General features: G+C 69.4%; 22 protein-coding genes and 1 tRNA gene. 13 read left to right on the top strand and 10 right to left on the bottom strand.

Annotation, left to right across the window (positions count from 1 at the left end):
• The first annotated feature begins 334 nt into the window (after positions 1–334).
• The 6 genes from paaA to F7R91_RS06425 all read left to right on the top strand — a co-directional run bounded on the left by paaA (position 335) and on the right by F7R91_RS06425 (position 5,215).
• Entirely contained in the window at positions 335–1,375 is a 1,041-nt protein-coding gene (gene paaA / locus F7R91_RS06450; RefSeq protein WP_150945372.1) for a 1,2-phenylacetyl-CoA epoxidase subunit PaaA, read from the top strand.
• Complete coding sequence (gene paaB / locus F7R91_RS06445; protein WP_073944895.1) at positions 1,372–1,659, top strand: 1,2-phenylacetyl-CoA epoxidase subunit PaaB; 288 nt, start codon at positions 1,372–1,374, stop codon at positions 1,657–1,659. Before paaA ends, paaB begins: the two co-directional genes overlap by 4 nt.
• Positions 1,656–2,381 (top strand): 1,2-phenylacetyl-CoA epoxidase subunit PaaC, encoded by a 726-nt coding sequence (gene paaC / locus F7R91_RS06440; protein WP_150945370.1) that lies wholly within the window; start codon positions 1,656–1,658, stop codon positions 2,379–2,381. Before paaB ends, paaC begins: the two co-directional genes overlap by 4 nt.
• A complete protein-coding gene (paaD, locus tag F7R91_RS06435) occupies positions 2,375–2,902 on the top strand; it encodes a 1,2-phenylacetyl-CoA epoxidase subunit PaaD (RefSeq protein WP_150945368.1) in 528 nt (175 codons plus the stop codon). The genes paaC and paaD overlap by 7 nt, the downstream gene beginning before the upstream one ends.
• Positions 2,902–3,966 (top strand): 2Fe-2S iron-sulfur cluster-binding protein, encoded by a 1,065-nt coding sequence (locus F7R91_RS06430; protein WP_150945366.1) that lies wholly within the window; start codon positions 2,902–2,904, stop codon positions 3,964–3,966. Before paaD ends, F7R91_RS06430 begins: the two co-directional genes overlap by 1 nt.
• A gap of 100 nt (positions 3,967–4,066) precedes the next feature.
• A complete protein-coding gene (locus F7R91_RS06425) occupies positions 4,067–5,215 on the top strand; it encodes an acyl-CoA dehydrogenase family protein (protein ID WP_150945364.1) in 1,149 nt (382 codons plus the stop codon).
• Between the two features lie 37 nt (positions 5,216–5,252).
• Here the strand turns inward: F7R91_RS06425 and F7R91_RS06420 are convergent, their stop codons facing one another.
• The 4 genes from F7R91_RS06420 to F7R91_RS06405 all read right to left on the bottom strand — a co-directional run bounded on the left by F7R91_RS06420 (position 5,253) and on the right by F7R91_RS06405 (position 8,339).
• Positions 5,253–5,582: a rhodanese-like domain-containing protein gene (locus F7R91_RS06420; RefSeq protein ID WP_150945606.1), complete on the bottom strand. Its 330-nt coding sequence runs from the start codon at positions 5,580–5,582 to the stop codon at positions 5,253–5,255.
• 28 nt (positions 5,583–5,610) lie between these two features.
• The gene (locus F7R91_RS06415) at positions 5,611–6,456 is read right to left on the bottom strand and encodes a J domain-containing protein (RefSeq protein WP_150945362.1); all 846 of its coding nucleotides are present in this window, start codon (positions 6,454–6,456) and stop codon (positions 5,611–5,613) included.
• A 91-nt stretch (positions 6,457–6,547) separates the two neighbouring features.
• On the bottom strand, positions 6,548–7,984 hold the full coding sequence (locus F7R91_RS06410; RefSeq protein ID WP_225320551.1) for a DUF2252 domain-containing protein: 1,437 nt from the start codon (positions 7,982–7,984) through the stop codon (positions 6,548–6,550).
• Between the two features lie 271 nt (positions 7,985–8,255).
• Positions 8,256–8,339, bottom strand: a tRNA-Leu gene (locus tag F7R91_RS06405).
• A gap of 568 nt (positions 8,340–8,907) precedes the next feature.
• On the opposite strand from F7R91_RS06405, the gene F7R91_RS06400 reads away from it, so the two are divergent.
• From F7R91_RS06400 to pknB, 6 genes are all read left to right on the top strand, one after another.
• Positions 8,908–9,744 carry an FhaA domain-containing protein gene (locus F7R91_RS06400; protein WP_150945358.1) on the top strand — a complete coding sequence of 279 codons (837 nt, stop codon included), beginning with the start codon at positions 8,908–8,910 and terminating at the stop codon, positions 9,742–9,744.
• A gap of 10 nt (positions 9,745–9,754) precedes the next feature.
• Positions 9,755–10,270 carry an FHA domain-containing protein FhaB/FipA gene (locus tag F7R91_RS06395; RefSeq protein WP_150945355.1) on the top strand — a complete coding sequence of 172 codons (516 nt, stop codon included), beginning with the start codon at positions 9,755–9,757 and terminating at the stop codon, positions 10,268–10,270.
• 90 nt (positions 10,271–10,360) lie between these two features.
• Positions 10,361–11,929 (top strand): Stp1/IreP family PP2C-type Ser/Thr phosphatase, encoded by a 1,569-nt coding sequence (locus tag F7R91_RS06390; RefSeq protein ID WP_191971383.1) that lies wholly within the window; start codon positions 10,361–10,363, stop codon positions 11,927–11,929.
• A 27-nt stretch (positions 11,930–11,956) separates the two neighbouring features.
• Complete coding sequence (locus F7R91_RS06385) at positions 11,957–13,396, top strand: FtsW/RodA/SpoVE family cell cycle protein (protein WP_150945352.1); 1,440 nt, start codon at positions 11,957–11,959, stop codon at positions 13,394–13,396.
• On the top strand, positions 13,393–14,859 hold the full coding sequence (locus tag F7R91_RS06380) for a peptidoglycan D,D-transpeptidase FtsI family protein (protein WP_150945350.1): 1,467 nt from the start codon (positions 13,393–13,395) through the stop codon (positions 14,857–14,859). Before F7R91_RS06385 ends, F7R91_RS06380 begins: the two co-directional genes overlap by 4 nt.
• A 169-nt stretch (positions 14,860–15,028) precedes the next feature.
• A complete protein-coding gene (pknB, locus tag F7R91_RS06370; RefSeq protein ID WP_150945348.1) occupies positions 15,029–17,035 on the top strand; it encodes a Stk1 family PASTA domain-containing Ser/Thr kinase in 2,007 nt (668 codons plus the stop codon).
• Positions 17,036–17,137: 102 nt separating this feature from the next.
• On the opposite strand, the gene F7R91_RS06365 is transcribed toward pknB, so the two are convergent.
• The 6 genes from F7R91_RS06365 to F7R91_RS06340 are packed head-to-tail and all read right to left on the bottom strand — an operon-like array spanning position 17,138 to position 21,259.
• On the bottom strand, positions 17,138–17,887 hold the full coding sequence (locus tag F7R91_RS06365; protein WP_408056010.1) for a class E sortase: 750 nt from the start codon (positions 17,885–17,887) through the stop codon (positions 17,138–17,140).
• A gap of 12 nt (positions 17,888–17,899) precedes the next feature.
• The gene (locus F7R91_RS06360) at positions 17,900–18,916 is read right to left on the bottom strand and encodes a class E sortase (RefSeq protein WP_150945345.1); all 1,017 of its coding nucleotides are present in this window, start codon (positions 18,914–18,916) and stop codon (positions 17,900–17,902) included.
• A complete protein-coding gene (locus F7R91_RS06355; RefSeq protein WP_150945343.1) occupies positions 18,913–19,551 on the bottom strand; it encodes an aminodeoxychorismate/anthranilate synthase component II in 639 nt (212 codons plus the stop codon). The genes F7R91_RS06360 and F7R91_RS06355 overlap by 4 nt, the downstream gene beginning before the upstream one ends.
• Entirely contained in the window at positions 19,548–19,709 is a 162-nt protein-coding gene (locus F7R91_RS06350; RefSeq protein WP_191971371.1) for a hypothetical protein, read from the bottom strand. Before F7R91_RS06350 ends, F7R91_RS06355 begins: the two co-directional genes overlap by 4 nt.
• A gap of 52 nt (positions 19,710–19,761) precedes the next feature.
• Positions 19,762–20,451, bottom strand: a complete 690-nt coding sequence (locus tag F7R91_RS06345) for a class E sortase (RefSeq protein ID WP_150945339.1) — start codon at positions 20,449–20,451, stop codon at positions 19,762–19,764.
• A gap of 28 nt (positions 20,452–20,479) precedes the next feature.
• The gene (locus F7R91_RS06340; RefSeq protein ID WP_150945337.1) at positions 20,480–21,259 is read right to left on the bottom strand and encodes a DUF881 domain-containing protein; all 780 of its coding nucleotides are present in this window, start codon (positions 21,257–21,259) and stop codon (positions 20,480–20,482) included.
• Between the two features lie 142 nt (positions 21,260–21,401).
• Between F7R91_RS06340 and crgA the strand changes: the two genes are divergently transcribed.
• Entirely contained in the window at positions 21,402–21,656 is a 255-nt protein-coding gene (gene crgA / locus F7R91_RS06335) for a cell division protein CrgA (RefSeq protein WP_150945335.1), read from the top strand.
• The last annotated feature ends 187 nt before the right edge of the window (positions 21,657–21,843 follow it).

Genomic DNA, 21,843 nt, shown 5'->3' with positions numbered 1-21,843 from the left:
GCCTCCGTCGTACGCGTCCATTCCGCCCCGTTCCAAGAATCCGGTCCGTCTTCCGGCCGCCCGGCTCCCTCGTGCGGCCACCCGGCGCCGCAGCACCCGCGCCCGCCGCTCCCCGGCGCTCGCACGGGAACGGTACTCAGGCCCGCCCGCCCGGCACAGCCCCCTCCCGGACCGCACCGCCGTGTCCATCGCCACACGGCTGTCCACAGGGGCTCCCGCAGGTTATCCACAGCGGTTGACACCTCAGGGCGCCCGTCACACCATGGAATCGCACGAACCGAACGATCGGTCGGGAGAACTTCTCCGGCAGAGAGCCCAGGTCGAAGGGGACCCCATGGCGACAGCAGCCGCTCACGAGACGGCTCGCACACAGGCGTACGGCACAGGCGACGCCACCGACACCACCGGCACCGATGCGTACGAGACGGCCTTCGACGCCGCCGTGGCCGCCGACGAGCGCATCGAGCCCCGCGACTGGATGCCGGACGCCTACCGCTCCACGCTGATCCGCCAGATCGCCCAGCACGCCCACTCCGAGATCATCGGCATGCAGCCGGAGGCCAACTGGATCACGCGCGCGCCCTCCCTGCGCCGCAAGGCCATCCTGATGGCCAAGGTCCAGGACGAGGCGGGTCACGGCCTGTACCTCTACAGCGCCGCCGAAACCCTCGGCACCAGCCGCGACGAGCTGCTCGACAAGCTCCACACCGGCCGCCAGAAGTACTCCTCGATCTTCAACTACCCGACGCTGACCTGGGCGGACGTGGGCGCGATCGGCTGGCTGGTGGACGGCGCCGCCATCACCAACCAGGTCCCCCTGTGCCGCTGCTCGTACGGCCCGTACGCGCGCGCGATGGTCCGCATCTGCAAGGAGGAGTCCTTCCACCAGCGCCAGGGGTACGAGCTGTTGCTGGCCCTCGGCCGCGGCACCCCCGAACAGCACGCGATGGCGCAGGACGCGGTGGACCGCTGGTGGTGGCCCTCCCTGATGATGTTCGGCCCGCCCGACGACGAGTCCCCGCACTCCGCGCAGTCGATGGCCTGGAAGATCAAGCGCCACTCCAACGACGAGCTGCGCCAGCGCTTCGTCGACATCTGCGTCCCGCAGGCCGAGTCCCTCGGCCTCACCCTGCCGGACCCGGACCTGCGGTGGAACGAGGAGCGCGGGCACCACGACTTCGGCGTGATCGACTGGGCGGAGTTCTGGGACGTCCTCAAGGGCAACGGCCCGTGCAACGAACAGCGCATGACCCAGCGCAGACGGGCGCACGACGAGGGCGCCTGGGTGCGGGAGGCGGCCGCGGCCTACGCGGCGAAGCACAGCGGCGGCAGGCAGACCGGCGAGACGGGCGAGACAGGAGCGACGCGAGCATGACCAACACCGACTGGCCGCTGTGGGAGGTCTTCGTGCGCTCGCGCCGCGGCCTGTCCCACACCCACGCCGGCAGCCTGCACGCGCCGGACGCGGAGCTCGCTCTGCGCAACGCCCGCGACCTGTACACCCGGCGCGGCGAGGGCGTCTCGATCTGGGTCGTCCCCTCGTCCGCGATCACCGCGTCCTCCCCCGACGAGAAGGACCCGTTCTTCGAACCGGCCGCAGACAAGCCGTACCGGCACCCGACCTTCTACGAGATCCCGGAGGGGGTGAAGCACCTGTGACGACGCCCACGACCGTGCCCCTGACGGCCGCCCTCGCCCTGGGCGACGACGCGCTGGTGCTCTCCCACCGCCTGGGCGAGTGGGCGGGCCACGCCCCCGTCCTCGAGGAGGAGGTCGCCCTCGCCAACATCGCCCTCGACCTGCTCGGCCAGGCCCGGGTGCTGCTGTCGATGGCCGGCGACGAGGACGAGCTGGCGTATCTGCGTGAGGAGCGCGCCTTCCGCAACCTCCAGCTGGTGGAGCAGCCCAACGGCGACTTCGCGCACACCATCGCACGCCAGCTGTACTTCTCCACCTACCAGCACCTCCTGTACGCCGAACTGGCAGCCGGGGAGGGCCCGTTCGCCCCGCTCGCCGCGAAGGCCGTCAAGGAGACCGCCTATCACCGCGACCACGCCGAGCAGTGGACCCTGCGGCTCGGCGACGGCACGGAGGCCGCCCATGAGCGGATGCAGCGGGCGTGTGCGGCCCTGTGGCGGTTCACCGGCGAGATGTTCCGGCCGGTCGAGGGGCTGGATGTCGACGGTGAGCGCATGGAGTCCGCTTGGCTCGCCTCCGTCGGCGAGGTGCTGGGCCGGGCCACCCTGACCGTCCCCGAGGGCCCGCGCTCCGGGGCGTGGACGGCCGGTGCCGGCCGTCAGGGCCTGCACACCGAACCCTTCGGACGGATGCTCGCCGAGATGCAGCATCTGCACCGCAGCCACCCGGGGGCGTCATGGTGACGGCCACCGCACTGGAGGCGGAACTCCTCGAACTCGCCGGTTCGGTGCCCGATCCCGAACTGCCGGTGATCACGCTCCGGGAACTCGGTGTGGTGCGCGCGGTGCACATACGGGGCGCGGACTCGGTCGAGGTCGAGCTGACCCCGACGTACACCGGCTGCCCGGCCGTCGAGGCGATGTCGCTGGACATAGAGCGGGTGCTGCACGACCACGGCGTGCGCGAGGTCACCGTCCGCAGGGTGCTCACGCCCGCCTGGTCGACGGACGACATCTCGGCCGAAGGGCGACGCAAGCTGCGAGAGTTCGGTATCGCGCCGCCGCGTGAGCGCCATGCGTCCGGACCGGTCTCCCTGGAGCTGGGACCGACGCGCACGACCGACGGCGAACCGGATCCCGTGCGCTGTCCGCACTGCGGGTCCGCCGACACCGAGCTGCTCAGCCGCTTCTCCTCCACCGCGTGCAAGGCGCTGCGGCGGTGTCTGTCCTGCCGGGAACCCTTCGACCACTTCAAGGAGCTGTGATGGCCCGCTTCCACCCGCTCCCGGTGGCCGCGGTCGACCGGCTCACCGACGACTCCGTGGCCCTGACGCTCGCGGTGCCGCCGGAACTGCGCGAGGACTACCGGTACGCGCCGGGCCAGCATCTGGCCCTGCGCCGCATCGTCGACGGCACCGAGATCCGGCGCACGTACTCGATCTGCTCCCCGGCCCCGGCGCCGGACGGCGAAGCGCCCCGCACCCTGCGGGTCGCGGTGCGGCTGGTCGAGGACGGGGCGTTCTCGACGTACGCGCTCAAGGAGATCAACGTCGGGGACGAATTGGAGGTGATGATCCCGGCGGGCCGCTTCACCCTGCAGCCCGCGCCCGGTCTGTACGCCGCGGTGGTCGGCGGCAGCGGTATCACCCCGGTGCTGTCGATCGTCTCGACGCTGCTGGCGCGCGAGCCGGAGGCCCGGTTCTGTCTGATACGCAGCGACCGTACGACCACCTCGACGATGTTCCTCGAGGAGGTCGCCGACCTCAAGGACCGCTATCCCGAGCGGCTGCAGCTGGTGACCGTGCTGTCCCGGGAGGAGCAGCAGGCGGGGCTGCCGTCCGGGCGGCTGGACCAGGAGCGGCTGACCGGGCTGCTGCCGGCTCTGCTGCCCGTGGAGCAGGTGGCCGGCTGGTTCCTGTGCGGGCCGTTCGGGCTGGTGCAGGGGGCGGAACGGGCGCTGCGCGGCCTCGGTGTGCCGCGCTCCCGCATCCATGAGGAGATCTTCCACGTCGACGAGGGCACCACGACCGCACCGGCCCGGCCGGCCCCCGCGCACAGCACGGTGACCGCGCGGCTCGACGGCCGCGGCGGGACCTGGCCCGTCCAGGACGGCGAGTCGCTCCTGGAGACAGTGCTGCGCAACCGGCCCGACGCGCCCTACGCCTGCAAGGGCGGGGTGTGCGGGACGTGCCGGGCCTTCCTGGTCACTGGCGAGGTGCGCATGGACCGCAACTTCGCGCTGGAGACCGAGGAGACCGAGGCGGGCTATGTGCTGGCGTGCCAGTCGCATCCGGTGACGGAGAAGGTGGAGCTGGACTTCGACCGGTAGGCGAGCGGCTGTGGGGCGGGTCTGCGGGCCCGTTCCCTTCTTGTAGAACCTGTTCTATCTTGACGGGTCGTCAGATCAGACCCGCCGGAAGGACAGGACCGTGGACTTCACCTTCAGCGAGGAGCAGCAGGCGGCGGCCGAGGCGGCGCGCGGCGTGTTCGCCGGGGTCGCGCCGGACACCGTGCCCAGCCCGGCCCTCACCGCGGGCGCCGTCGCCGACGACTTCGACCGCGCCCTGTGGGCCAGGCTCGCCGAGGCGGATCTGCTGAGCCTGCTGCTGGACGCGGAGTACGGCGGGGCGGGCCTGGACGCCGTCGCGCTGTGCCTGGTGCTGCGCGAGTCGGCGAAGGTACTGGCCCGGGTGCCGCTGCTGGAGAACAGCGCGGCCGCGGCGGCCGTACAGGCCTACGGCGGCGAGGAGTTGAAGTCCGGTCTGCTGGCCCGCGCCGGCCGCGGGGAGGTCGTGCTGACCGTCGCCGCGAGCGGTCGCACCGGCCATGACCCGGCCGAACTCGCCGTGACCGCACGGCAGTCCGGCGACGAGGGCGAGGGCGCCGAGTGGATCCTGGACGGGGTGCAGACGGCGGTGCCCTGGGCGCAGAACGCCGACTTCGTCGTCGTACCCGCCCACACGGCCGCCGACCGGACCGTGCTCGCCCTGGTGCCGCGCGTCCACGCGGGAGTCGTGATCGCCGAGCAGATCTCCACCACCGGCGAGCGGCTGGGCGAGGTGCGTCTGGACTCGGTGCGGATCGCGGCGCGTGACGTCATTGACGCCGAGGGCGCCTGGGAGTGGCTGCGTGATCTGCTGGCCACCGGGACCTGTGCGCTGGCGCTCGGCCTGGGCCGGCGGGTGCTGCGCATGACCGGTGAATACACCGGCAAGCGGGAGCAGTTCGGGTTCCCGGTCGCCACCTTCCAGGCCGTCGCCGTGCAGACCGCCGACCGTTACATCGACCTGCGCGCGATGGAGGCCACGCTGTGGCAGGCCGCGTGGCGGATCGGTTCGGGGGCGCAGGCTGCGCTGCCCGCGTCCGGAGATGTCGCGGTCGCCAAGATCTGGGCCTCGGAGGGCGTACGGCGGGTCGTGCAGACGGCACAGCATCTGCACGGCGGCTTCGGCGCCGACGTCGACTATCCGCTGCACCGGTATCACGCCTGGGCCAAGCACCTGGAGCTGTCCCTCGGCCCGGCGGCGGCGCACGAGGAGGCCCTGGGGGACCTGCTGGCGGCCCACCCACTGGGCTGACCGCCGGGGAGGGAGCCGTCTGCCGGGACGGCGCCGTCTAGAGGACGAACCCGGACTGTCCCTCGTCGGTCACGACCGGACGGCCCGCCGCCTCCCACACCTGCATCCCGCCGTCGACGTTCACGGCGTCGATGCCCTGCTGGACGAGGTACATCGCGACCTGGGCCGAGCGGCCGCCGGAGCGGCAGATCACATGGACCCGCCCGTCCTGCGGCGCGGCCTCGGTCAGCTCGCCGTATCGGGCCACGAACTCGCTGATGGGGATGTGCAGTGCCCCTGCGGCGTGACCGGCCCGCCACTCGTCGTTCTCACGGACGTCCAGCAGGAAGTCGTCGTCCTTGAGGTCCGCGACCTCGACCGTGGGCACACCAGCTCCGAAATGCATGCTCCCGACGCTACCCGAGCAGCGCCGCGAGTTCCGCCTCGCGTTCGGCGACCTGGGCAAGGAGCTGTTCGGCGATCTCATCCAGGAGGGCGTCCGGGTCGTCCGGGGCCAGCCGGAGCATCCCGCCGATCGCGCTCTCCTCCAGTTCGCGGGCGACCTGGGCGAGCATCTCCTTGCGCCGGGCGAGCCATTCGAGACGGGCGTAGAGCTCGTCGGCGGGAGTCGGACGCGGCTGCTCGGGAGCCGGGCCGGCCGCCCACTCCTCGGCGAGCTCTTTCAGCAGCGGCTCGTCGCCCCGGGCGTAGGCGGCGTTGACGCGGATGATGAACTCCTCGCGCCGAGCCCGCTCGGTGTCGTCCTGCGCCAGATCGGGGTGGGCCTGGCGGGCCAGCTCGCGGTAGAGCTTGCGGGCCCCGTCGCTGGGGCGCACCCGCTGCGGGGGCCGTACCGGCTGGTCCGTGAGCATCGCGGCCGCCTCCGGGAACAGCCCGCCGCCGTCCATCCAGCCGTGGAACAGCTCCTCCACGCCGGGCATGGGCATGACTCTGGCGCGTGCCTCGTCGGCCTTGCGCCGGTCCTCCGGGTCACCGGTGCGCTCGGCACGGGCCTCGGCGATCTGCGCGTCCAGCTCGTCGAGCCGGGTGTACATGGGGCCGAGTTTCTGGTGGTGCAGGCGCGAGAAGTTCTCGACCTCGATACGGAAGGTCTCCACCGCGATCTCGTACTCGATCAGCGCCTGCTCGGCCGCCCGAACGGCTCGCTCCAGCCGCTCCTCGGGCCGGGCCGCACCGTCCTGGGGCGTCACCGGGCTCTCACCGGCCACACCACCGCCCTGCTCAGCTTCCGCGCTCGTCACCCGCCCAGCGTAGGCCACGGCCCGCCAGCCCCCGTCCGGGTTCGTCCCTCGAACCGGGGGTCCCCGTGGCTGTGGGGCATCCCGCCCGCGCTCACACCCCCGTCTCCGCCGCGATCCGCCCCGAGCGCACCGCCGCCACCAGCTCCGCGTGGTCCGCCTCCGTGCGGTCGGCGTAGGCGACGGCAAAGGCGGCGATCGCCTCGTCCAGTTCCTCGTTCTTGCCGCAGTAGCCCGCGATCCGGCGCGGGTCGGCGCTGTGGGAGTGGGCGCGGGCCAGCAGCGCGCCGGTCATCCGGCCGTAGTCGTCGAGCTGGTCGGCGGCCAGGGCCGCGGGATCCACGCTGCCCTTGCGGTTGCGGAACTGCCGTACCTGGAAGGGTCGTCCCTCTACCGAGCTCCAGCCCAGCAGGATGTCGCTGACGACCTGCATACGCTTCTGCCCGATCACGACCCGGCGGCCCTCGTGGGCGACGTCCGGCGTCTCGAACCCGGCACTGGCCAGATGCGGCACCAGCGCAGAGGGCCGGGCCTCCTTCACCTGCAGCACGAGCGATTCGCCCCGGTGGTCCAGGAGCAGCACGACATACGAACGGGTCCCGACGCTGCCCGTGCCGACGACGCGGAACGCGACGTCGTGCACCGCGTGGCGGGCCAGCAGCGGCAGGCGGTCCTCGGAGAGGGTGCTCAGATATTCGCCGAGCGACGCGGCGACAGCCGCTGCCTCCGCGTCCGGGACGCGCCGCAGGACCGGCGGAGCGTCGACGAACCGGCGCCCGCCGTCCTCGGTCGACTCCGTGGACTTCGCCGCGAAACGCCCGCTGGTGTTGGCCCGCGCCTTCTCCGCCACCCGCTCCAGCGTGCCGAGCAGGTCATGGGCGTCCGTGTGGGAGACGAGCTCCTCGTCCGCGATGGCGTTCCACGCGTCGAGCACCGGGAGCTTGGCGAGCAGGCGCATGGTGCGGCGGTAGGCGCCGGCCGCGTCGTTGGCCGCCTTGCGGCAGGTGTCCTCGTCCGCGCCCGCCTCACGCGCCGCCAGCACGAGCGAGGCGGCCAGCCGCTTGAGGTCCCACTCCCAGGGGCCGTGGACCGTCTCGTCGAAGTCGTTCAGATCGATGACCAGACCGCCGCGCGCATCGCCGTACAGACCGAAGTTCGCCGCATGCGAGTCGCCGCAGATCTGGGCGCGGATGCGGGTCATGGGGGTGCGTGCCAGGTCGTACGCCATCAGGCCCGCCGAACCGCGCAGAAAGGCGAACGGCGTGGCCGCCATCCGGCCGACCCTTATCGGCGTGAGGTCGGACAGCCGGCCCCGGTTGGACTCCTCGACCGCGCTGACCGCTTCCGGCCGGGAGGAGTCCAGGTCCAGCGCGGCATGCGCGCTGCGCGGGACGAGCTCCCGCAGCGCCTTGCCCTCCTGCTTGGCCGACCCCTCGGAGGGCCACTCGGCGAATCCCCGCACCCGGGGAAGCCGCCGAGCAGCCTCCGGCGAGGGCTCCTGTGAGACCACCTCTGCACCGACCTCGCCCACACCGACCGCCTCCCCCGTACGCACACGAACATCAACTTGTGCAGACCGTACAGCCGGTGGCCGAAAGACGTCAGTCCCTGTGGACAACTCCGTGACTGTGGAAAACACCCTCGTCCCGTCCGGGTGGTGTGCCGTGTGATTGTCCTCACCAGGTAATCCCGGTCACCCTGCCGGGGCGTTCCGGCACCGGGCAACGGGCACGGGCAACGAACAACGGGCAACAGGCAACGCAAAAACCCCGCAGGTCCACGACCTGCGGGGCTTCCAGCTGTGCGCGAGGGGGGAGTTGAACCCCCACGCCCTTGCGGGCACTGGAACCTGAATCCAGCGCGTCTGCCTATTCCGCCACCCGCGCATTGGGTGTGTCCTCCGGCTGACGCCCCTTGGGGTCGGCGCCTTCCGACATCCAGAACACTAGCACGCTGGCAGGGGTGGGTTCACATCACTTGTCCTGGGGCAGCCGCCCACCAGCGGCTTCGGTTCCGCCCGCCCCGAACACGGCCCGCCGGGCCGTCCCGTCCGACCAACCCGTCGACCCTTCGGCTACGTATCAACGTGTACCTGTTCACGTATCAACCTCGTACCGTTCCCGCCCGTCTCCCCAGGAGCCGGGCAGGGTCCACAGTCAGGTGCGGGACACTGGTCTCCGGCCGCCTCTACGATCCTTGGCAGGACATCAGTCCCCGGCCTCGGCAGGACTGGGTCCCGCAGGAGTTCGAAGTGGAGCTCCGCAGGGAACCTCGTCAGGCGTCGACACCCGTCGACGGGGCCGACAGGGGGAACCAGCCGATTTACCGGCGCGTGGATACGATCAGTAAGCAGTACGACCGGCAAGACCAGCACAAGCAGTACCCAGCACGGCAGTACCCGCTCAGCACGACGAGCGGGATGCAGGACGGAAGCAGCGACGGAGGAGGTGCCCCATGGGAGTCCTGAAGAAGTTCGAGCAGCGTCTCGAAGGTCTGGTCAACGGCACCTTCGCCAAGGTGTTCAAGTCCGAGGTCCAGCCCGTCGAGATCGCCGGAGCGCTCCAGCGGGAGTGCGACAACAACGCGACCATCTGGAACCGCGACCGCACGGTCGTACCCAATGACTTCATCGTGGAGCTGAGCACGCCGGACTTCGAGCGTCTCAGCCCCTACTCCGGCCAGCTCGGCGACGAGCTCGCCGGCATGGTGCGCGACTACGCCAAGCAGCAGCGCTACACCTTCATGGGCCCCATCAAGGTCCACCTGGAGAAGGCGGACGACCTCGACACCGGCCTGTACCGGGTCCGCAGCCGTACGCTCGCCTCCTCCAGCAGCCAGCAGGCCCCCGGGCCCGCCCCGGCGAGCCCCGCGGGCCGCCCCGGCGCCTACGGCTACCCGCAGCCCTCGCACGCGGGCGCCCCGCCCATGCCGGCCGCGCCGCCGCCCGTGGGCGGCCGCCCCGGCGCCGCCCCCTACGGGCGGCCCCCGGCCACACCGCAGACGGGCGGACGGACCCGCCACTGGATCGAGATCAACGGCACCCGCCATCAGATCTCCCGCCCGACGCTGGTGCTGGGCCGCAGCACAGAAGCCGACGTGCGGATCGACGACCCCGGCGTCTCCCGCCGGCACTGTGAGATCCGGACCGGAACGCCCTCGACGATCCAGGATCTCGGGTCCACCAACGGCATCGTGGTGGACGGGCAGCACACCACCCGCGCTACGCTCCGCGACGGCTCGCGGATCGTCGTGGGCAGCACCACCATCATTTACCGGCAAGCCGAAGGGTGAAGCGGGGGCAATGTCAGAGCTGACCCTCACGGTCATGCGGCTGGGTTTCCTGGCCGTTCTGTGGCTGTTCGTGATCGTGGCCGTGCAGGTCATCCGCAGCGACCTGTTCGGTACGCGTGTCACCCAGCGCGGTTCCCGGCGCGAAGCGGGCCGGCCCCAGCAGGCCGCCCGGCAGCAGGCCGCGCCCCCGCAGCAGCGCCAGCAGGCGGGAGGCGGCCGCCAGCGCCGCAACGCCCCCACGAAGCTGGTCGTGACCGAGGGCACCCTCACCGGCACCACCGTCGCGCTCCAGGGCCAGACGATCACTCTGGGCCGGGCGCACGACAGCACGATCGTGCTGGACGACGACTACGCCTCCAGCCGGCATGCCAGGATCTACCCGGACCGAGACGGCCAGTGGATCGTCGAGGACCTGGGCTCCACCAACGGCACGTACCTCGACCGAACGCGGCTGACGACCCCCACGCCGATCGCGCCGGGCGCACCGATCCGCATCGGCAAGACAGTCATCGAGCTGCGGAAGTAGTACGAAAATGAGCGAGCGGAGCGAGCACGCAGCGGTGGCCGGCACCCCGGGCCCCGGCGCGCTCCCGACCGGAGGGTGGGCACCGTGCGGATGTACCCGGAGCCAACGGGCGAGGTGCGCATGAGTCTGTCACTGCGTTTCGCCGCCGGATCGCACAAAGGCATGATCCGGGAAGGCAACGAGGACTCCGGATACGCCGGTCCGCGTCTGCTCGCGATCGCCGACGGCATGGGCGGCGCCGCGGCCGGCGAGGTCGCCTCCTCCGAGGCCATCTCCACCATCGTCGCCCTCGACGACGACGTACCCGGCTCCGACGTCCTCACCTCGCTCGGCACCGCCGTCCAGCGCGCCAACGACCAGCTGCGCTCGATGGTCGAGGAGGACCCCCAGCTGGAGGGCATGGGCACCACGCTCACCGCCCTGCTGTGGACCGGCCAGCGGCTCGGCCTCGTCCATGTCGGCGACTCGCGCGCGTATCTGCTGCGCGACGGCGTGCTCACGCAGATCACACAGGACCACACCTGGGTGCAGCGCCTCGTCGACGAGGGCCGCATCACCGAGGAGGAAGCCACCACCCACCCGCAGCGCTCCCTGCTGATGCGCGCGCTGGGCAGCGGCGACCACGTCGAACCGGACCTGTCGATCCGCGAGGTCCGCGCCGGCGACCGCTATCTGATCTGCTCGGACGGCCTGTCCGGGGTTGTCTCCCACCAGACCCTCGAGGACACCCTCGCCAGCTACCAGGGCCCCCAGGAGACCGTGCAGGAGCTCATCCAGCTCGCGCTGCGCGGCGGCGGCCCCGACAACATCACGGTCATCGTCGCCGACGTCCTCGACCTCGACACCGGGGACACCCTCGCCGGGCAGCTCTCCGACACCCCGGTCGTGGTCGGCGCGGTCGCCGAGAACCAGCTCCAGCTGCACGACAACGGCATCATGCAGACCCCTGCCGGCCGCGCCTCCGGCCTCGGCCGCAGACTGCCCGGACAGGGCGGCGGAGGCGGCGAGTTCGGCCCGCCCGGCTCCGGTGACACCACCGGCTACGCCCCGGCGGGCAGCTTCGGCGACTACACCGACGAAGACTTCATCAAACCCCATAAAAGCCGCAAATGGCTGAAGAGATCCTTCTACAGCGTGCTCGCGCTCGCCGTCGTCGGCGGCGGTCTGTACGGCGGCTACCGCTGGACACAGACGCAGTACTACGTCGGCGCCAACGGCGAGCACGTCGCGCTGTACCGGGGCATCAGCCAGGACCTCGCCTGGGTGTCGCTGTCGAAGGTGGCGAAGGACCACCCCGAGATCGAACTCAAGTACCTGCCGCCGTACCAGCAGAAGCAGGTCAAGGCGACGATCGCCGAAGGCGGGCTGTCCGATGCCCGGTCGAAGATCTCCGAGCTCGGTGTGCAGGCCTCCGCGTGCAAGAAGCAGGCCGAGCGCAGCACGGCGGGCAGCAGCAAGGAGAGTTCCAAGACCGACAAGGGCCAGGCGGAAGGCACCGAGGGAACCAGCAGTACCTCCCTCGCGTCCAAGGCGTCGCCGACCCCGAACCCCTCGGGGTCCAAGTCCCCGTCCCCGTCAGCGAGCCCGACCACTCCCAGCCCCGGCCCCAGCCTCTCCGACCAGGAGCAGAAGGTCGTCTCGCTGTGCGACAAGCAGTAGCCAAGCCGTGAGAGGCCCCGTCACACGATGAGCAGCAGTACCAACACACCGACGCACCACACGTCCACGATCGGCGCCATCGGCGCACCGAGCCGACGCAACACCGAGCTCGCGCTCCTGGTGTTCGCCGTGGTCATCCCGGTTTTCGCGTACGCCAACGTGGGCCTGGCCATGAACGACGAGGTGCCGGCCGGCCTGCTGGGCTACGGCATCGGCCTCGGCCTGCTGGCCGGCATCGGCCACCTCGTCGTACGGAAGTTCGCGCCGTACGCCGACCCACTGCTGCTGCCGCTGGCCACCCTGCTCAACGGCCTCGGACTGGTCGCCATCTGGCGGCTCGACCAGTCCAAGCTGCTCCAATCGATCAACGTGGCCGGCGGCAAGGCGACCAACCAGCTGATCTACACGGCCATGGGCATCGCCCTGTTCGTCGCCGTGCTGATCTTCCTCAAGGACCACCGGGTCCTGCAGCGCTACACCTACATCTCCATGGTCGGCGCGCTGATCCTGCTGCTCCTGCCGCTGGTGCCGGGCCTCGGCCTGAATGTCTTCGGCGCCAGGATCTGGATCCAGGTCGGCAGCTTCACCATCCAGCCCGGTGAGTTCGCGAAGATCGTCCTCGCGGTCTTCTTCGCCGGCTACCTCATGGTCAAGCGTGACGCGCTGGCCCTCGCCAGCCGCCGCTTCATGGGCCTGTATCTGCCCCGCGGCCGCGACCTCGGCCCGATCCTGGTCGTCTGGTTCATCTCGATCCTCATCCTGGTCTTCGAGACCGACCTCGGTACGTCGCTGCTGTTCTTCGGAATGTTCGTCATCATGCTGTACGTCGCCACCGAGCGGACCAGCTGGATCGTCTTCGGGCTGCTGATGTCCGGCGCCGGCGCCGTCGGCGTGGCCAGCTTCGAACCGCACGTCCAGCAGCGCGTCCAGGCCTGGCTCGACCCGATGAAGGAGTACATGCTCAGTCGGCAGGGCGTCGCCGGTCACTCCGAACAGGCCATGCAGGCCCTGTGGGCCTTCGGCTCCGGCGGCACCCTCGGCACCGGCTGGGGCCAGGGCCACTCCGAGCTCATCCGTTTCGCCGCCAACTCCGACTTCATCCTCGCCACCTTCGGCGAGGAACTGGGCCTGGCCGGCGTGATGGGGATCCTGCTGATCTACGCCCTGATCGTGGAGCGCGGCGTCCGCACCGCCCTCGCCGCCCGCGACCCCTTCGGCAAGCTCCTCGCCATCGGCCTGTCCGGCGCCTTCGCCCTCCAGGTCTTCGTCGTCGCCGGCGGTGTGATGGGCCTCATCCCGCTGACCGGTATGACGATGCCCTTCCTGGCGTACGGCGGTTCCTCCGTCATCGCCAACTGGGCCCTCATCGGCGTCCTCATCCGCATCAGCGACACCGCGCGCCGCCCGGCGCCCGCGCCCGCCCCGAACCCCGACGCCGAGATGACCCAGGTGGTCCGCCCGTCATGAACAAACCCCTGCGCCGGATCGCGATCTTCTGCGGGCTCCTGGTCCTCACCCTGCTCATCCGTGACAACTGGCTCCAGTACGTCAAGGCCGACGAGCTGCGGACCGACAAGAACAACCGTCGCGTCGCCATCGAGCAGTACGCCACCCCGCGCGGCAACATCATCGTCGACGGCAAGGAGATCACCGGCTCCAAAGAGGCGGCCAGCGGCGACTTCCTGTACAAGCGCACCTACAAGGACGGCCCCATGTGGGCGCCCGTCACCGGGTACGCCTCGCAGGCCTACGGCACCAACCAGCTGGAGAACCTCGAGGACGGCATCCTCACCGGCACCGACGACCGGCTCTTCTTCCGCAACACCCTCGACATGCTCACGGGCAAGGAGCGGGAGGGCGGCAACGTCGTCACCACGCTCAACGCCGACGCCCAGAAAGCTGCCTACGAAGGCCTGAAGGGACGCGGCAAGGGAGCCGTCGCCGCCATCGACCCGTCCACCGGCGCGATCCTGGCCCTGGCCTCCTACCCGTCGTACGACCCCTCCACGATCGCCGGCTCCAACGACGGCGACGCCTGGAACAAGCTCCAGAAGAAGAACAACCCCGACGACCCGATGCTCAACCGGGCGCTGCGCGAGACCTACCCGCCCGGCTCCACGTTCAAGGTCGTCACCGCCGCCGCGGCCCTGGAGAACGGGCTCTACAAGTCCGCCGACGAAAAGACGGACTCGCCGCTGCCCTGGATCATGCCGGGCACCACGACCCCGCTGAAGAACGAGGGCAGCATCCCCTGCAAGAACGCCACGCTGCGGATCGCCCTGCGCTACTCCTGCAACACCGTCTTCGGCAAGGTCGGCGCCGACCTCGGCAACGACAAGATGCTGGAGGAGGCCAAGAAGTTCGGCTTCACCTCCGAGCAGTTCACACCGGTCCGCTCCAACGCCTCGGTCTTCTCCGGCGACATGAACCAGTCGCAGACCGCGCTGTCCTCGATCGGCCAGTACAACACCGCCGCGACGCCGCTCCAGATGGCCATGGTCGCCTCGGCCGTCGCCAACGACGGCAAGCTGATGAAGCCGTACATGATCGACAAGCTCCAGGCCCCCAACCTCGACACCCTCGAGCAGACCGATCCGGAGGAGCTCAGCCGGCCGCTGTCCGAGGAGAACGCCCAGATCCTTCAGTCGATGATGGAGACGGTCGTCAAGGAGGGCACCGGAACCAACGCGCAGATCAACGGCGTCACCGTGGGCGGCAAGACCGGTACCGCCCAGCACGGTGTCGACAACAGCGAGAAGCCGTACGCCTGGTTCATCTCCTACGCCAAGCTCAGCGACAACAGCTCACCGGTCGCCGTGGCCGTGGTGGTCGAGGACGACAGTGCCGTCCGTGACGACATCTCCGGCGGTGGTCTGGCGGCGCCCATCGCGAAGAGCGTGATGGAGGCGGTCATCAACAGCAAGAAGTGACCCCGCTCACGTCCCCTTCACATCGGTGCACGTTGCGATACCGGTCCTGTATCGGGTGACGGGCTTGGCCAGGTCACACACGACGAGCCGGGTACGGTATGCCCGGACGGCAGCCTCCGGCCGCACAGACGTGTCGGCCGGGACCGACGGAGAGGGCTGGTAGGTAGCTATGGAAGAGCCGCGTCGCCTCGGCGGCCGGTACGAACTGGGCCAGGTGCTCGGTCGTGGTGGCATGGCCGAGGTCTACCTCGCGCATGACACCCGCCTCGGCCGCACCGTGGCGGTGAAGACGCTGCGCGCCGACCTCGCGCGCGACCCGTCCTTCCAGGCCCGGTTCCGCCGGGAGGCCCAGTCGGCCGCCTCGCTCAACCATCCCGCGATCGTCGCGGTCTACGACACGGGCGAGGACTACATCGACGGGGTCTCGATCCCGTACATCGTCATGGAGTACGTCGACGGCTCCACGCTCCGTGAGCTTCTTCACAGCGGCCGCAAGCTGCTGCCGGAGCGCGCGATGGAGATGACCATCGGCATCCTCCAGGGCCTCGAGTACGCCCACCGCAACGGCATCGTCCACCGCGACATCAAGCCCGCCAACGTCATGCTGACGCGCAACGGCCAGGTCAAGGTGATGGACTTCGGCATCGCCCGCGCGATGGGCGACTCCGGCATGACCATGACGCAGACCGCCGCCGTCATCGGCACCGCCCAGTACCTCTCGCCCGAGCAGGCCAAGGGCGAGCAGGTCGACGCCCGCTCCGACCTGTACTCGACCGGCTGCCTGCTCTACGAGCTTCTGACGGTCCGCCCGCCCTTCGTGGGCGACTCCCCGGTCGCGGTCGCGTACCAGCACGTACGCGAGGAGCCTCAGCCACCGAGCGTCTTCGACGCCGAGATCACGCCCGAGATGGACGCGATCGTCCTGAAGGCGCTCACCAAGGACCCGAACTACCGCTACCAGTCCGCCGACGAGATGCGCGCCGACATCGAGGCCTGCCTCGACGGCCAGCCGGTCGCGGCGACGGCGGCGATGGGCTCGGTCGGCTACGGGGGCTACCCCGACGACCAGCCGACGACCGCGCTGCGCGCCACGGACGCTGGCGCCACGTCGATGCTGCCCCCCATGAACCCGGACGACGGCGGCTACGGCTACGACGACCGCCCCGACCGGCGCCGCCAGAAGAAGTCGCACACCTCGACGGTCCTGCTGGTAGTGGCAGGCATCCTGGTGCTCGTGGGCGCGATCCTCATCGGCAAGTGGATCTTCAGCGGGGGCGGGGCGGCCAATGACATGGCGAACGTGCCCGACTTCGTGAGCAAGACCAGGGTCGAGGCACAACAGCTGGCCAACAACGCAGAGCTGGAGCTGAACTTCACGCCGAAGCCCTGCGAGGAGCAGCCCAAGGGCAAGATCTGCGACCAGGACCCGAAACCCAACAGCAGGGTCAAGAAGAACTCCACCGTCGAACTGGTGATCTCGACCGGCGCCCCGAAGGTGACGGTGCCGAGCGTGATCGGCCTGTCCCTGGACGAGGCCACGTCGAAACTCCAGGGTGACGACTACCAGTTCAAGATCAAGACGGAGACGCGGGAGTCCTCCTCGGACGACCCGAACACCGTCCTCGACCAGGACCCGATCAAGGGCGAGGAGGTGGAGAAGGGATCGACGATCACCCTCACCATCGCCAAGGCCGAGGAGAAGGCCACCGTCCCGGACGTCCTGGGCAAGACCTGTGACGAGGCCAAGGCGCAGATGACGGCCAATGAGCTCGTCGGCAACTGCACCGAGGTCGAGACCGACGACCCGAACCAGGTCGGCAAGGTCATCGCCACCTCACCGCAGGCCGGAACCCAGGCCGACAAGAACTCCTCGGTCAACATCCAGATCGGCAAGGCCAAGAGCCAGGTCGCCGTCCCGAACATCAACGGCCAGAAGCTCAAGGACGCCCAGAAGCTCCTGCAGCAGGCGGGCCTCCAGATCGGCAACATCGCCGGCTCCCAGAACGGCGACGCCCTCGTCGTCACCTCCAACCCGGTCCAGGGCACCCAGGTCGACCAGGGCACCACCGTCGACCTCATCACCGTGGACCAGGGAGGCAACGGCAACAACGGCGGCGACGACGGAGGCACCATCTTCGGTGGCGTCGACGGAACAGCGGCCCGCACGGAGGACTGACCCTCCACCGCCGTCACGAAAGAGCACGACAGAGCACTACAGAGCCCCGGCTCCCTGGTGACAGGGGGTCGGGGCTCTGCCGGGTGCCTTCCAGGAGCTCGGTCAGCGCAGTTCCTTCGGCACGGTCCGTGCCCGGTCCACGTCGTCCACCCGCACCAGCTCCCCCCACACCACATACCGGTACTCCGACGTGAACACCGGTGTGCAGGTCGTCAGCGTGATGTAGTGGCCGGGCTTTTTCCTGCCCGACTCCTCCGGAACGGCCGAGAGGACCTTGACGTTGTACTTCGACGTCTCGGGAAGGACGTCGTAGACCTTGTAGACGTACCACTTGTCCTTCGTCTCGAAGACGACCGGGTCGCCGACCTTCACCTTGTCGATGTTGTGGAACTTCGCCCCGTGGCCGTCCCGGTGGGCGGCGAGTGTGAAGTTGCCCTTCTTTCCGGTGGTCGGCAGCGCCGACTTGACGGGGTCCGTGTAATAGCCGGCGACGCCGTCGTTGAGGATCTCCGCCGATGTGCCCTTCTCGACCAGCACCTCGCCGTTCCGCATCGCGGGCACATGCAGAAAGCCGATGCCGTTCCCCGTGTCGAGCGCACCCGGCCCCGAGCCCGCCCAGTTGTCGCGGACCTTGTCGCCCTCCCGGTCGGCCTTGCGGTCGGCAAGGACGTTCGTCCACCACAGCGAGTAGACGACGAACAGGCCCAGAACCAGGCCCGCGGTGATGAGGAGTTCACCGAAGACGCTCACCGCGAACGCGATCCGGCCCATACCGCCGCGCCGCGGTGCGGGCGGGTACGCGGGTGCGCCGATGTGCTCTTCGTGCTCAGTGTCGTCGGTGGTCGCTGCCACGTTCATCTGCCCCTACTCGACGAGCGCATCCGGCTTGCCCTTGCTGCGCGGCCGTTCCTCGACCATCTTGCCCCAGACGATCAACCGGTACTTACTGGTGAACTCCGGTGTACACGTCGTAAGGGTGATGTACCGGCCAGGCGCGGTGAAACCGGACCCTTTCGGGACGGGGTCGATGACGCTCGTGTTGCTCGGAGCGGTCACCGGCAGCATCGACGACATCTTGTAGACGTAGTACTCGTCCTGCGTCTCCACGACGATCGCGTCGCCCTGCTCAAGCTTGTTGATGTACCGGAACGGCTCACCGTGTGTGTTGCGATGCCCGGCGAGCGCGAAGTTTCCCGTCTTCGCGTCCGGCATCGCCGTCTTCAACGGCCCCTCGCCGTAGTGGCCCACCATGCCCCGGTCCAGCACCTTCTTGTTGCTGATCCCCTCGGCGATCGGCACCACCACGTCCAGGCTCGGTATGTGCAGGATGGCGAAGCCCTGGCCCGGCTCGAACTCGCCCGGCGCCCGCCTGCCGCTCGCCCAGTCGTCCTGGAGGCTGCTCGTCTCCTTGTCCGCCTGCGCATGCGCCCGCACATTCGTCCACCACAACTGGTAGGTCACGAACAGCAGCATCAGCACACCGGTGGTGATGAACACCTCGCCGATCGCCCGGCTCGCGACCACCGCCGCACCGGGCTTGCGCGCCCGCGCCTGGCGGCGGGCCTCCACACGCGACAACGGCGCGCCGGACCGGCCGTCCTCCCGCGATGCCGCACGCGACGCGCCGGGTGCCCCGCCATGGCGCCCATGACGGCGCTTGGCGGCCTTTCTGCGGGCCGCACGGCCGCCCGGGGCAACTCCCGAGGCAGAGGAGACCGATGAGGCGCCAGAAGCCGATCTGGGGCTGCCGACCGCAGGCGCCGGAATCCTCAGCCCCACCGTCTCGTCGTCGATCGGTGGTTCGTACGGCGGCACCGAGCCGTACGACGCGTACGACGCACCGCCGTACGAGTCCTCGCGCTCGGGACGCAGCGCGGTCACGCCGTGGCCCTGCCCACCACCGGGGCAAGCCCCGCCGACCTCGCCACCGCACCCTGGTCACCGCACTCCACCAGCCAGTTGGCCAGCATCCGGTGCCCGTGCTCCGTCAGCACCGACTCAGGATGGAACTGCACGCCCTCGACCGGCAGTTCACGGTGCCGCAGCCCCATGATGATCCCGTCGTGCGTACGCGCCGTGACCTCCAGCTCGCCCGGCACGGTAGCCGGCTCCGCCGCGAGCGAGTGGTACCGCGTCGCGGTGAACGGCGACGGCAGACCCGCGAACACACCCCTGCCCTCGTGCTCGACCAGCGAGGTCTTGCCGTGCAGCAGCTCCGGCGCCCGGTCCACCACACCCCCGTACGCCACCTGCATCGACTGCATTCCCAGACACACGCCGAACACCGGCACCCCGGTCGCCGCGCAGTGCCGCACCATCTCGACGCAGACGCCCGCCTCCTCCGGCGTGCCCGGACCCGGCGAGAGCAGCACACCGTCGAACCCGTCCTGCGCATGCGCCGTCGACACCTCGTCGTTGCGCAGAACCTCGCACTCGGCACCCAGCTGATACAGGTACTGGACCAGGTTGAAGACAAAGCTGTCGTAGTTGTCGACGACGAGAATCCGCGCACTCACTGGTTGTCCACCGTCACATCGTTGAAGGGAAGCAGCGGTTCGGCCCACGGAAACACGTACTGGAACAGGACGTAGACCACGGCCATGATCAACACGAGCGAGATGAACGCCTTCACCCACGCGTTCCCCGGCAGATGCCGCCAGATCCAGCCGTACATGCCGTCCCTTCCATCGCACCACGGCACCAGACTCACGCCGTACCGCACCAGACTAACGGCGCAGAGCCCGAGGTTTCCCTGCCTCCACAGGCTGTGTCGAGTCCAGGTGCGCCCAGACGATCAGCCGGTGACTGTGCCCCCACTCCGGGTCGCACGTCGTCAACGTCAGATACCGCCCCGCACGCGTATACCCCGACTTACGTGGCACAGCGTCGATTACCTCGACGTCCGACGGCACTGTTTTGTAAGGCCCTCGGTCGATCCGATACGTGAACCAGGTCAGCCCGTCCGTCAGCACCACCGCATCCCCCCGACGCAGCTTCGGAAAGTCCTTGAACGGATCCCCGTATGTACGTCGGTGACCGGCAACCGCGAAATTGCCCTTCTGGCCCAGCTGCGCGGTGCGCGCGTAGTGCCCCAGCCCCTTCTTGAGGACTCCTGTGCCGGTGCCCTCCAGCACGGGCTTGTTCCACGTGAAACCAAGCCGGGGGATGTACATGAGCGCGAAGGGCCGGCCGTACGTGTAGGGCGCGGGCTCCTCGGGACCGGCAGCGGCATCGCCACCGGACGCCGACGGCCGCGCACTGCTCCTCGCCCACTGGTCCTGCAACAGGTCGATCTGGTGCTCCATGGCCCCATCGGCCCGCACACCCGTCCAGAACAGCACGTACACCACGAGCAACACGATCAGGGTGCCGGCGGTGATGCACAGTTCACTGACGGTCCTGACCACGGCGCGCACCGGCAGCTCCCCCGGGGGCTCACACGACCTACTCGACGGGTTGGGCGTACTGCAGATCCACTGTGCCCGAGTAGCCGGGAAGAGTCACCGGCCCGTCCTCCTCGACTTTCCAGCCGAGCCCATAGACGTTGACGTACACCATGTAGTTCTGAATCGCGGGACTCTCCGCGAGCGCCTTCTGGAGACTGTCCGGATCACCCACCGCCGTGATCTTGTACGGCGGCGAGTAGACCCGGCCCTGCAGGATCAGCGTGTTGCCCACACAGCGCACCGCACTCGTGGAGATCAGCCGCTGGTCCATGACCTTGATCCCCTTGGCACCGCCCTTCCACAGGGCGTTCACCACCGCCTGCAGGTCCTGCTGGTGGATCACCAGGTAGTCCGGCTGCGGCTCGGGATAGCCGGGGAGCTTGGCGGTGGCGTCCGGCGGAGCGTCATTGAGCGTCACGGTGACCGCGTCACCGCTGAGCTTCTGCGTCCCCGCACGCTTCTCCAGGGCCGCCAGCTTGTCGTCCTCCGCCTTCGTGCTGCCGTCGTCCCGCTCGGCGAGCGACTCGACGTCGCTGCGCAAGGACCCGTTGGACTCCTCCAGCTCACCGTTCTTGCGGCTGCGCTCATGAATGAGGTCGGACAGCTTCAGAAGCGACGCATCCGTGCGGATATTGGTGCCCTTGGCCGTATTGAAACTGGTGAAGAAGATGAGCCCCGCGAGAGCGAAGACGCCCACCGTGAGCACCCGCACCGGCCGGAAACGGCGCACATCGGCAGGGCTGGATCCTGTCCCGGGGGAGTCGGCAGAATTGCTCAACGTACCCTTATCTCCTTCGGCGCCGCGGAAGCACTACGCTAACTGACGCCCGGGGGAGCACTCAGTGTCCCCTTGTACGCTGCCCCGGAGCCCACGCCAGTTCCCTGCGCGGCCACGCAGCGCATCGACAGGAGAGACCCTCGTGCCGAAGTCACGTATCCGCAAGAAGGCCGACTACTCGCCGCCCCCCGCGAAGCAGGGGGCCTCCATCAAGCTGAACAGCCGCGCCTGGGTCGCGCCCGTGATGCTGGCCATGTTTGTGATCGGCCTGGCCTGGATCGTCGTCTTCTACGTCACCGACGGTTCGCTGCCCATCGACAAGCTGGACAACTGGAACATCGTGGTCGGCTTCGGCTTCATCGCGGCCGGCTTCGGCGTCTCGACGCAGTGGAAGTAAGGGCCACCGGGCAGTGAACGTACCTCTACCCAGGGCTATCCACTGAGTTATCCACAGGCCCTGTCCACACGCTGGGGAAAAGAAAAGACGATCTGTGGATAACCCATCGAGTGTTGACGCCGGTGTGACTGACTGACCGGCAACCGAAAACTTGTTCGCCCCCTGCTCTGACCTGCAGGAACGTTGG

The organism is Streptomyces luteolifulvus (assembly GCF_008806595.1).
Lineage (GTDB): Bacteria > Actinomycetota > Actinomycetes > Streptomycetales > Streptomycetaceae > Streptomyces > Streptomyces luteolifulvus.
This window is presented reverse-complemented; position numbering and strand designations above follow the sequence as displayed.